Source organism: Cetobacterium somerae ATCC BAA-474, assembly GCF_000479045.1.
GTDB classification, from domain to species: Bacteria; Fusobacteriota; Fusobacteriia; order Fusobacteriales; family Fusobacteriaceae; genus Cetobacterium_A; species Cetobacterium_A somerae.
On the sequence record NZ_KI518070.1, the window covers coordinates 1 to 11,684 of the forward strand.

An 11,684-nucleotide genomic window follows, 5' to 3' on the forward strand; every position below is an offset into this window, starting at 1 on the left:
TAGTTTTCTTTTATTATTTTTTTAGATAACCTACTATACTAGTTTCTCCTTTAGTAATTAAAATTACTAAAAAAATGAAAGAAATTAATCTTACTATTTGTATACTTTCTGTGAGATTTATATTTTTATTTTGGGAGGATGATAACATGTTAAAAAAGAGGTTTTATAAACTTTTTACCATTACTTTTATATTATTTAGTGTATCTAGTGTTTTAGAAGCAAATGCACAAGATAACACTGTTATAGTTGCTATGGGAAATACTTCAGAACCTGAAAGTGGATTTGACCCTGCTTTTGGATGGGGTGCTGGAGAACATGTTCACGAACCCCTTATTCAAAGTACACTAACAACAACAACTCAAGATTTAAAAATTGCTTATGATTTAGCAACTGATATAAAGACTTCAGAAGATGGACTTCAGTGGATTGTCACAATTAGAGATGATGTTTTTTTTACTGACGGAAAACCTTTAACAGCAGAAGATGTAGCCTTTACTTATAATAAAGTTAAAGAACTAAGTACAGTTAACGATTTTACTATGTTAGATAAAGCTGAAGCTAAAGATAATAAAACTGTTATTTTTTATATGAATAAACCATATTCTATTTGGCCTTACAGTATGGCTAATGTTGGGATAGTACCTAAACATGCTTATAATGAGAATTATGGTCAAAATCCTATTGGTTCTGGTAGATATATTTTACAGCAATGGGATAAAGGTCAGCAGGTTATTTTAAAAGCAAATCCTAATTACTATGGAAAAACTCCAAATATTGAAAATGTTGTTGTTTTGTTCATGAGTGAAGATGCTGCTTTTGCTGCAGCTAAAGCTAATAAAGTTGACGTAGCATACACAACACCTTCTCTTTCACAAGAAAAAATAAAAAATTATAATATCCTCGCTGCTCATTCAGTTGACAATCGTACATTTAATCTACCTACTATCCCCAAAAATGGAAGTATTGGAAATGATGTAACTAGCGATTTAGCTATTCGTCAAGCTATTAATATCGGCTTGGATAGAGAACGTTTAATAAAATATATTCTAAAAGGTTATGGAACTCCTGCTTATAGTGTTGCTGATAAAATGCCTTGGTTTAATGATGAAACTATTGTTGTTTATAATCCTGAAAAAGCAAAAGCAATTTTAGAAAATGCTGGTTGGAAAATTGGGAAAAATGGTATTCGAGAAAAAAATGGTGTTCCTGCGAAATTTAATCTTCTATATCCTGCAAATGACTCGGTGAGACAAGCATTAGCCGCTGAAACATCAAATCAATTAAAAGAACTAGGAATAGCTGTTACTTTTGAAGGTGTTGGTTGGGATACTGCCTATACTAGAGCTCAGTCTGAACCACTTGTATGGGGTTGGGGAGCGCACACTCCTATGGAGATGTACAATATATATCACACAGCACCAAATAGTAATTTAGCAGCTTACTCTCCATATTCTAATAAAAAAGTCGATGAATTAATGGATAAAGCTCTTGCTACTAATGATTTATCTAAGTCTTTTGAATTATGGAAAAAATCTCAAGAAAAAGTTTCTAACGATATTCCATGGATATGGCTAGTTAATATTGATCATCTATATTGGGTTAAAAACAACCTTAATGTTGCAGAGCAAAAAATACACCCTCATGGACATGGTTGGTCTATTGTTAATAATATTGACCAATGGTCTTGGAGTAATGAGTGATGAAGATTTCTACCTCTATTATCAAGCAAATAGTTAGAGCTATTTTTTTAATCTTCTGTGTTAGTGTTGTTTCTTTTGTTTTAGTTTCACTATCTCCTCTTGATCCTATACAAATGAATTTAGGTCAAACTATTAAGGGGTCCATGTCTCCCGAACAACTAAAAAAAATTCAAGATTATTGGGGAGTCAATGCTCCTCTAACTGAACGTTATATATCTTGGATTAAAGATTTTCTAAAAGGAGATATGAATATTTCACTTTTATATAGAAGGCCTGTTATTCAAATTCTTCAAGAAAGACTATCTAGCTCCTTATGGTTAATGGGAATAGCTTGGATTTTATCTGGTTTTTTAGGATTTTTCTTAGGGGTTTTAGCTGGATTTAAAAGAAAAACATTTATAGATCATATTATTCATAAATATGCTTTAATATCAGCTAGCATTCCATCTTTTTGGTTTGCTTTACTTTTACTTATTATTTTTTCAGTTTGGTTAGATATTTTTCCAATTGGAATGAGCGTTCCTATAGGCGTTGATTTTTCCAATGTAACTTTTAAAGATAGAATTCATCATGCTATCTTGCCTATTGTTACACTTATTTTTATTAATTCATCTGCTATAATTTTGCATACACGAGAAAAAATGATTGAAGTTTTAGATAGCGACTATATTTTGTTTGCTAAAGCTCGTGGAGAGAATACTTTTAGTATAATTTTTAGACATAGTATTAGAAATATTCTTTTACCTGCTATAACTTTGCAATTTGTATCTATAAGTGAAATCTTTGGCGGTTCTGTTTTAATTGAGACAGTCTTTTCATATCCTGGACTTGGTCAAGCTACTGTTAAAGCTGGACTTGGAGGAGATGTACCTCTTTTATTAGCAATAACAGTTGTTACTGCTACAATTGTTTTTTTAGGAAACTTAATTGCAAATTTATTATACGAAATAATTGATCCTAGAATAGGAATAAAAAAGAAAAAGGAGTGATTAAATGTTAACTAAAGTAAATAACAAACAAAAAGATATTTTCATGCTTAGTTTTACATTTATCTTTTTATTTGGAGTCACTCTTTTAGGTTGGTATTTTTCAGAAAATTCTTTAAAAGTTGATTTTACTCAGACTAATATCTCTCCTAACTCTGAACATATTTTTGGAACGGACTGGATGGGACGAGATATGTTTAATCGAACACTCTCTGGTTTATCAATGAGCATTAGAATAGGACTTATAACTGCTGGCATTAGTTCTATTATTGCTTTATCCTTAGGTACTATTGCTGCATTTGGTGGCAAAACAGCAGACGGAATTGTTACTTGGTTAATTGATTTAATTATGGGTATTCCTCATATTCTTTTATTAATCTTAATCTCTTTTGCATGTGGAAAAGGATTTTTAGGTGTTATTACTGGTGTTACCTTAACTCATTGGCCTAGTCTTGCTAGAGTTATTCGAAGTGAAGTTCTTTCTCTAAAAAATAGTGACTATATATCAGCATCTCAAAAACTTGGAATTAGTAGGTTTCATATTGTTAAAAATCATATGATTCCACATCTTCTCCCACAGTTTTTATTGGGCCTTATTTTACTATTTCCCCATGCAATACTTCATGAAGCTAGTATTACTTTTTTAGGATTTGGCCTTGCTCCTGAACAACCTGCTATTGGTATTATTTTATCAGAAAGTATGAGATATCTTTCTACTGGTAAATGGTGGCTTGGTCTTTTTCCTGGAATTTTTTTAGTTTTAATCGTTGTTTTATTTGACTATGCAGGACATAATTTAAGTAAAATTTTTAATGTTAATCAAATTCATAAGTAGGAGGATATATGGATGAAACTTTTAATAAAGAGATACTTAAAGTCAAAGATTTATCTATCTCTTTTACTCAATATAACGGTTTAAAAAAAGAGACCTTACAAACTATCCATAATTTAAATGTTTCTGTACACGAAAAAGAAATTGTTGCTATCGTTGGTGCTAGTGGATCTGGCAAAAGTTTATTAGCTCATAGTATTTTAGGAATTTTGCCATATAATGCTAACCTTAAAGGTGATATCTATTTTTGTGACAATCTTTTAACAGAAGAAAAAAAGAAAGAGGAACGTGGTAAAAATATTGCTTTGGTTCCTCAAAGTGTATCTTATTTAAATCCTTTAATAAAAATTGGATCTCAAATTAGAAAAGGAGATAACAGCAAAAAAGCAAAAGAAAGATGTCTAGAGATTCTAAAAAAATATAGATTAGATGAAAAAGTTGCTAATATGTATCCCTTTCAACTTTCTGGTGGAATGATTCGTAGAGTGCTTATTTCTACAGCTGTTTATAGCTCTCCAAAACTTATTTTAGCAGATGAACCAACTCCAGGACTTGATCCAAGAACTTTAAATCATATTGCAGAGCATTTTCAAGAACTTGCAAATGAAGGCATGGGAATATTAATAATTACCCATGATTTAGATATGGCATTAAAAATAGCTAATAGAATTGTTGTTTTCTATAATGGTGTCACTATCGAAGATATTTCTACTGATGATTTTTCTTCAGTGGACAATCTTAATCATCCTTATACAAAAGCGCTATTTCATGCTATGCCACAAAATGGCTTTCACTCTTTCTCTTTAGATAATTCTTTACAAAACTCTAAAAAGAAAGGATGTTCCTTCTATAATAACTGTTCTCATGCTAATTCTAGTTGTTTGTGTGATATTCCTTGGAAAAAAACAAACTCTGGTTTTGTGAGATGCCTTTTAGAAAAGGAGGATAAAAATGCTCTTAATTGCAAATGATATTTCTTATAGTCATGTTCCTAATGGAAAAAATATTTTTGAAAATTTAAATTTTAGTATTAAAAGTGGTGAAAGAATAGCTATTACTGCTCCTAGTGGATTTGGTAAAACTACTCTATGCAAAATACTTTCTGGATATGAATTACCTAATAATGGCTCTGTTCTCTTGGATGATACACCTCTAAACAAGTTTAAAGGTTATTGTCCTATTCAGATGATATGGCAACACCCAGAACAAGTTCTTAATCCTAGACTCAAAATGAAACAGATTTTAAAAGAATCTGGAGAAATCAATGATAAACTTTTAAAAGATTTAGGAATTCAAGAAAAGTGGCTTAATCGTTTTCCTAGGGAACTTTCTGGAGGAGAGCTTCAAAGATTTTGTATAGCACGTGTTTTAAATAAAAAAACTAAGTTTTTACTAGCTGATGAGATTACAACTATGTTTGATTTAATTACTCAAAGCCAAATATGGCAAGTTATTTTAGAGTTTTGTAAAAAAGAAAATATTGGGATTGTTATAATAAGTCATTCACAACCTTTAATTAATAAAATTTGTACTAAAGAAATCTCTTTAAAAGATCTTATTGAACAAAATAACAAAAAGCCATGATAAAAAAATCATGGCTTTTATATTCTCTATTGTTTTCTTAAGTCTAACTTACAAGAGCCTAACAACTTTTCTCTTGAATAATTTGTAGCTCCATAAATAATCTTTTGAATATCTTGTGTTAAATTTCCTAAAGCTCTCACTACAACTCCAGGTATCTCTAATTTTGATACTCCATATTTCACGTCTACATCATACTCTTGTAAATATATCCTCATATTTTCTACAAAATCTAAATCTATTTTTGAATCTATTATAATTGCGGTTCCATAATTTAAATAGTTTTCAAAATGCCCCATTGAAAATAAATCACTTTTTTCTGGTGATAATAGCAATTTATCTAATAAAACCAATTTATCATCTAAGTAAATTCTATTTTTCATTTTAGCTAACTTGTATTGAAATGGTTTCCCATCAGATGACCATCCAGCCGTTATTCCTTCAGCTAAAATTAAAGTTGAGGTTGAGTCTAAATATATATCTGTTTCTTGTTCAAAATTAGCATCTTTAAATAATATTGTATTATCCATAATGTATTCTAATACACTATTTTTTTCTAAACGTATTTTTGAAAATTGTTTAGCTGGAATATTATTTAAACATTTATAAATTATAGTTGGTGTCTGAGTGGTTATTATACTTCTCGTATTTTCTTTTAAATGTATATCATTATAACAATGTTCTCCCTCTAGATATCCTCCACCCATATGCATTAAAAAATAGCATGGAACTTTTTCATTATCTAAATGTATTGTAGGAGAAACTTTAAAAACACCTTCATGATAAATTTTTTTTATAATTGTTTCATTTCTTAGATTATGATTTTCTAATACAATCTCAAGTTTTCCATCACATCTATCCATAACTATCTTAATCCTTCTAATAAACAGTTTTTCTTAATCCATTTTATTACTTCTTCTACTCCTTCATCTGTTTTTAGATTTGTAAAAATAAATGTTCCTTTATCTCTAAAATGAAGAGTATCCTCTTCCATAACTTTTAAATTTGCTCCAACATATGGTGCTAAATCTATTTTATTAATTATAAATAAATCACTCTTTATCATACCTTGTCCTGCTTTTCTTGGAATTTTTTCTCCTTGAGCAACATCTATTATATATATTGAAAAGTCTACTAAATCTGGACTAAATGTTGCTGCTAGATTATCTCCGCCACTTTCTAAAAAAATTATATCTAATTCAGGAAAACTTTTTTTCATTTTATCAAGAGCGGCAAAATTCATTGAAGCATCCTCTCTAATAGCTGTATGTGGACATCCACCAGTTTCTACTCCTATTATTCTATTTTTATCTAAAACTGAATTTTCAGCCATGAATTTGGCATCCTCTTTTGTATATATATCATTTGTTATTACACCCATTTCATATTCATCATTTAATCTTCTAGTAACTCTTTCAACTAATAAAGTTTTTCCTGCTCCTACAGGTCCACCAACTCCTATTACAACTGGTTTCATATATAATCACACTCCCATTATTTTTACTATGACATAAATAATCTAAATGTTAATATTTCGTGATTCATTTGAGATATTTCAAATCCAGGTATATTATATCCTAAATCATCTATTGATAATTTATTTATCTCTTCTCTTACACTCTCCAATGTTGAAAGAGAGTTTTGTAATACTCTTTGTCCATCTTTTTGACCTAATGGAATTGCTCTAACAGCACTTTGAACTAAGGTTGAGGCAACACTATAACCATAAGCGACAATTGCCACATCTTTCTCTACATTTAAATAATACATTAAAATTGCAAAAACAACTGCTGGATTTCCAAAACTTCTATTTTCTTCTATTCTTTTTTTATATTCTTTCAATAAATCTATCTCAAAAAGTTCTAATACAACATCTAATTTTCTATAAGCTACTAATTTTGCTCCCTCTCTACTTTCCATAGCTACATTTTGTACTGTTAGAAGTTGATCTATATCCCAAACTTCATTTTTTTCATTTTTCTTTAATTTTTCATAAATCAATTTTATTGCTAATCCTTCATTATATAGATATTGATTTTCAAAAAACATTGTTAGCCATCTATTAAATGTGTGAGCATCACATATAACATTTTCTCTTAGATAAGTTTCCATTCCATATGAATGATTAAAAGAGCCAATTGGAAAGGCCGAATCACAAACTTGTAATATATTCAATAATTGCCAAGTTGTAATTGATTTTTCATTAATATTAGTCATGACTATGTCCATGATGCCCATGACTATGCTCAATATGTCTTAAGGCTTTTTTGAATTTTAAATACTCTATATCAAAAGGACATTTTTTTTCTTTTAATGTGTTATCTAAATATTTATCGTAATGTAGGTAGATTTTTCCATTCTCTACCTTTATAGGTGTATGCATATTTCCTAAAAAATGAGCAATCTCTCCCATTTGATTCATATCTTTTGGTGAAATAACTAAAACTTTTTCTAAATCTGTTTCTATAAAGATTATTTTTGATCCATCATCATATAATATTGATCCATTTTCTAATTTATCTCCGCTCTCTTTTAAACTAATTCCATATTCATTTCCATTTACAGACTCAACTCTTAAAATTTTCTTTTCTAAATCATCACTTTTTATAATTATTTTTTCCACTTCATAACTTTCTTTATTCTTAATATCTTTTATGTTTCCCAAAACTTTTTCAAATAACATATTCCCTCCTCGTATAATGAAGATATAAATTTCAGACGAGAGAATAATCTCTCGTCTGATTTTCTATATTAATATAAATAGTATCTTTGTGCTAATGCGAACTCTTCAAGTGGATCACAAGTTATTAGTTCACCATTTATTGTTACTTCATATGTTTGTGGGTCAATTTTTATATCTGGCAATTCAGCATTGAATATCATATCTTTTTTTGTAAGATTTCTTAAATTTTCAACTGGTAAAACAATTTTTTCTAATCCTAATTTTTCTTTTACTCCATGTTCGTAAGCATACTTAGAAACAAAAGTAATATGAGAGTGATGTAGAGCTTTTCCTTTAGCTCCATATAATTCACGAACTAATCTTGGTTCTGTTGTTGGTAAACTTGAACTTGCATCTCCCATTACTCCATAAGAAATTGTTCCACATTTTAATATCATCATTGGTTTTGTTCCAAACATTTTTGGTTCCCATAAAACTAAATCTGCAAATTTTCCAACTTCTACTGAACCAATATGCTTACTTATTCCTGAAACTATAGCAGGATTTATTGTATATTTAGCTACGAATCTTTTTATTCTAGTATTGTCTGAATATTCGCTATCTCCTTCTAGTGGTCCACGTTGTTTTTTCATTTTGTCAGCTAATTGCCATGTTTTCATATTTACTTCTCCTATTCTTCCCATGGCCATAGTATCTGAACTCATCATACTTATAACACCCATATCATGTAGTACATCTTCTGCTGCTATTGTTTGTTTTCTTATTCTTGAATCTGCAAAAGCCACGTCTTCTGGAATTTTTGGATCTAAGTGATGACAAACCATTAACATATCAAGTTCTTCTGGAACACTATTTTTTCCATATGGATTTGTCGGACTTGTTGATGATGGTAATACGTTTAAATGACTTGCCATTACCATTATATCTGGAGCATGTCCTCCTCCTGCACCCTCAGTGTGGTAAGTATGTATTGTTCTTCCTGCTATTGCATTTAATGTATGTTCAACAAATCCACCTTCATTAAGTGAATCTGTGTGTATTGCAACTTGAACATCATATTTATCTGCAGCTCTTAAAGTGTAGTCTATTCCTGCTTGTGTTGCTCCCCAATCCTCATGGATTTTTAATCCAACAGCTCCTGCTTCTATTTGCTCTGCTATAACTCTTTCGTTATCACCAGCTCCTTTACCTAAAATCCCAATATTTATAGGTAAATCGTCATGAGCTTCTAAAAGTCTTTCTATATGCCAAGCTCCTGGAGTAGCTGTTGCAGAACGTGTTCCATCTGCAGGTCCAGTTCCACCAGCAATTATAGTTGTTATTCCATTATCTAAAGCTGCATGAACTATATCTGGAGTAATCAGATGTACATGTGTATCAATTCCACCAGCAGTTACTATAAGTCCTTCTCCTGCTATAGATTCTGTACTTGCTCCTACAACAAAATCTATATTATCCATTAAATCTGGGTTTCCACCTTTTCCAATAGCAATTATCTTTCCATCTCTAATTCCTATATCTGCTTTATATACTCCAGTGTAATCTATTATTACAACACTATTTATTATTGTATCTACAACTAAAGGATTTCCTTCTCTAGTTTCTATAGGATTTAATCCCATTCCGTCTCTTAGAGTTTTTCCTCCTCCAAATTTTGATTCCTCTCCATATACAGTTAAATCTTTCTCTACTCTTGCAAACAAATTGGTATCTCCAAGTCTTATACTATCTCCTGTTGTAGGACCAAACATATCTGAATATTTTTTTCTATCCATCTCAAAACTCATAATCTGAACCTCCTAGTCTAAATATCCTTCAACTTTATTATTAAATCCAAAAACTCTTCTTCTACCACTAAAATCAATTAGCTTTACAACTTTTTTATCTCCTGGTTCAAATCTAACTGCAGTTCCAGACGGAATATCTAATCTTTTTCCTCTAGTTTTTTCTCTATCAAATTCTAAACCACAATTAGCCTCATAAAAATGGAAATGAGATCCAACTTGTACAGCTCTATCTCCATTATTAACTACTTCAATTTCTATCGCTTCATGATCTTTATTACAAACTATTTTATCTTTACCTAATATATATTCACCTGGAATCATAAGTATATCCTCCTTTTTTTAATTAAAAGCTATTGAATTGGATTGTGTACAGTTACAAGCTTAGTTCCATCTCTAAATGTTGCTTCAACTTGAATTATTGGAATCATTTCAGCTATTCCTTCCATTACATCCTCTTTTTTTAATAGTGTTTGCCCGTAAGACATTAACTCTTCCACACTTTTCCCATCTCTTGCACCCTCTATTATTTCATCAGAAATATACGCTATTGTTTCAGGATAATTTAATTTAACTCCTCTATTTTTTCTTTTTCTAGCAACTTCGGCTGCAACACTAATCATTAACTTTTCTTTCTCTCTCGTTGTTAAATACATATATTTATCACCTCATTTTAATAAATTAGAAACTCTACCACATGTCAATCAACATTAGAAATCCTGGAATCCAAGCTGTAACAATTCCTTCAAAAACTGCCAGTACAGGTGTAAATTTTCCTAAATTTTTTTTAGGAACTGTTTCTATCCAACCTGTTAGCCACAGAACACCCCAAAGCCACCAGATAACACTCATTCTCCAATCTGATTTCAAAGATAGATATCCAGCTGGTAATGTGTTTATGGCTACAAACAAACTGAACCATCCATAAGGAATAGGATTTAAATTAAAAATTCCATTTATAGCTACATACAAGTACGTAAAAGTAAAAAGTAATCCTGTTGCTCCACTATAATAATCACCTCTTGTTATAGAAACAACATTTAATATAAGGGTTATTCCCCCAGTAAATATGTTCATCACAGATTGAGCTTTACCATCTACATTGTAAAGTCTGCACATTCCATTACTAATTAAAACTATTCCTACAAATAACAGAGCTACACCTAGCATAGTTTCACCTCCTTTCAGGTATATTTCTTTTGCAAGTCATTTATGTCGCTAGGTTATACAAAATTATAGTACAATTTCTTTTAAAATAATTATATAAAATATATAAGTCCTGCTCCTTATACAAAAAAAGAGATGACTTAAAATCATCTCTCAATAGATATAAACTTTTACATATTTTTAACTATATTTGTGATATACAAGATACTGGACATACTGAAGCACATGATCCACAATCTATACAATCATTTTCGTTTATTTCTCTTTTTCCATCTTCAACTTCAGATATACATGATACTGGACAAACAGCTTCGCAAGCTCCACACCCTATACATTCATCTTTATTTATTCTATATGCCATTTTACTCCTCCTTTTAAAATAAAAAATAAATTATTATTAGTTTCTATTTTAATAAGACTTTTCCTTTAAAAAATTTAAATCAAAATTAATATGCTATCTAGCTTTGAAATTTTTAATTATTATAAAGAAAATTTTTCTTCTCTTATTTTTTCAATACTTTAACAAATTATTTATTAATTTTTTTAGATAATTATAAATTTTTTCAGTAGATGATATATCTAGATATTCATTAGGAGTATGAACCTCTTTAATATTAGGCCCTATACTTATAATATCCATATTAGGGTACTTTTGTGATATTGCCCCACACTCTAATCCTGCATGAATAACTTCAACTTTCATGTCTTTTTTATATAGTTCTTTATACGTTTCAATTGCTTTTTCTCGTGAACTACCCCACCCTAAAGAGGATGGGGCTTCGTGGGAAGTATCTCAGTAATCTAAGATATATTAATCACGCTCTACGGCTAGTCCCTAACCTGATATATGTTTAATAAGCCAGTAGAGTTCTACCAACTTCACGAATATTTATACATAGCAATAGGTAAGGATTTGAAGTTATCTCCACCTTTTCCCCTGCTCCACACCGT

The 11,684-nt window shown here is 30.1% G+C and carries 14 protein-coding genes and 1 pseudogene; 5 read left to right on the forward strand and 10 right to left on the reverse strand.

Annotated elements, in window-relative coordinates:
- Window positions 1-146 precede the first annotated feature (146 nt).
- From HMPREF0202_RS01205 to HMPREF0202_RS01225, 5 genes are read left to right on the forward strand one after another with little or no spacing between them, the layout of a single operon-like run.
- Window positions 147-1,700, forward strand: coding sequence for an ABC transporter substrate-binding protein (locus tag HMPREF0202_RS01205; protein ID WP_051364110.1), 1,554 nt, complete (start codon window positions 147-149; stop codon window positions 1,698-1,700).
- Window positions 1,700-2,689 (forward strand): ABC transporter permease, encoded by a 990-nt coding sequence (locus tag HMPREF0202_RS01210; RefSeq protein ID WP_023051644.1) that lies wholly within the window; start codon window positions 1,700-1,702, stop codon window positions 2,687-2,689. The genes HMPREF0202_RS01205 and HMPREF0202_RS01210 overlap by 1 nt, the downstream gene beginning before the upstream one ends.
- Window positions 2,690-2,693: 4 nt before the next feature.
- Window positions 2,694-3,521, forward strand: coding sequence for an ABC transporter permease (locus tag HMPREF0202_RS01215; protein WP_023051645.1), 828 nt, complete (start codon window positions 2,694-2,696; stop codon window positions 3,519-3,521).
- 8 nt (window positions 3,522-3,529) lie between these two features.
- Window positions 3,530-4,489, forward strand: a complete 960-nt coding sequence (locus HMPREF0202_RS01220; protein ID WP_023051646.1) for an ATP-binding cassette domain-containing protein — start codon at window positions 3,530-3,532, stop codon at window positions 4,487-4,489.
- Window positions 4,470-5,102 (forward strand): ABC transporter ATP-binding protein, encoded by a 633-nt coding sequence (locus tag HMPREF0202_RS01225; protein ID WP_023051647.1) that lies wholly within the window; start codon window positions 4,470-4,472, stop codon window positions 5,100-5,102. The genes HMPREF0202_RS01220 and HMPREF0202_RS01225 overlap by 20 nt, the downstream gene beginning before the upstream one ends.
- Window positions 5,103-5,128: 26 nt before the next feature.
- On the opposite strand, the gene HMPREF0202_RS01230 is transcribed toward HMPREF0202_RS01225, so the two are convergent.
- From HMPREF0202_RS01230 to HMPREF0202_RS01275, 10 genes and pseudogenes are all read right to left on the reverse strand, one after another.
- On the reverse strand, window positions 5,129-5,962 hold the full coding sequence (locus HMPREF0202_RS01230; protein WP_023051648.1) for an urease accessory protein UreD: 834 nt from the start codon (window positions 5,960-5,962) through the stop codon (window positions 5,129-5,131).
- A gap of 2 nt (window positions 5,963-5,964) precedes the next feature.
- Window positions 5,965-6,576, reverse strand: coding sequence for an urease accessory protein UreG (gene ureG, locus HMPREF0202_RS01235; RefSeq protein WP_023051649.1), 612 nt, complete (start codon window positions 6,574-6,576; stop codon window positions 5,965-5,967).
- Between the two features lie 26 nt (window positions 6,577-6,602).
- A complete protein-coding gene (locus HMPREF0202_RS01240; protein ID WP_023051650.1) occupies window positions 6,603-7,316 on the reverse strand; it encodes an urease accessory protein UreF in 714 nt (237 codons plus the stop codon).
- Window positions 7,309-7,782, reverse strand: coding sequence for an urease accessory protein UreE (locus HMPREF0202_RS01245; RefSeq protein ID WP_023051651.1), 474 nt, complete (start codon window positions 7,780-7,782; stop codon window positions 7,309-7,311). Before HMPREF0202_RS01245 ends, HMPREF0202_RS01240 begins: the two co-directional genes overlap by 8 nt.
- Window positions 7,783-7,850: 68 nt before the next feature.
- Complete coding sequence (ureC, locus tag HMPREF0202_RS01250) at window positions 7,851-9,569, reverse strand: urease subunit alpha (RefSeq protein WP_023051652.1); 1,719 nt, start codon at window positions 9,567-9,569, stop codon at window positions 7,851-7,853.
- 12 nt (window positions 9,570-9,581) lie between these two features.
- Window positions 9,582-9,890, reverse strand: coding sequence for an urease subunit beta (locus tag HMPREF0202_RS15460; protein ID WP_023051653.1), 309 nt, complete (start codon window positions 9,888-9,890; stop codon window positions 9,582-9,584).
- A 29-nt stretch (window positions 9,891-9,919) separates the two neighbouring features.
- Window positions 9,920-10,222 carry an urease subunit gamma gene (locus HMPREF0202_RS01260; RefSeq protein WP_023051654.1) on the reverse strand — a complete coding sequence of 101 codons (303 nt, stop codon included), beginning with the start codon at window positions 10,220-10,222 and terminating at the stop codon, window positions 9,920-9,922.
- Between the two features lie 34 nt (window positions 10,223-10,256).
- Entirely contained in the window at window positions 10,257-10,736 is a 480-nt protein-coding gene (locus tag HMPREF0202_RS01265; protein WP_023051655.1) for an AmiS/UreI family transporter, read from the reverse strand.
- Window positions 10,737-10,917: 181 nt separating this feature from the next.
- Window positions 10,918-11,094 carry a ferredoxin family protein gene (locus HMPREF0202_RS01270; RefSeq protein ID WP_023051656.1) on the reverse strand — a complete coding sequence of 59 codons (177 nt, stop codon included), beginning with the start codon at window positions 11,092-11,094 and terminating at the stop codon, window positions 10,918-10,920.
- 150 nt (window positions 11,095-11,244) lie between these two features.
- A pseudogene (locus HMPREF0202_RS01275) lies at window positions 11,245-11,481 on the reverse strand (M20/M25/M40 family metallo-hydrolase); the annotation flags it as partial.
- Window positions 11,482-11,684: the final 203 nt, after the last annotated feature.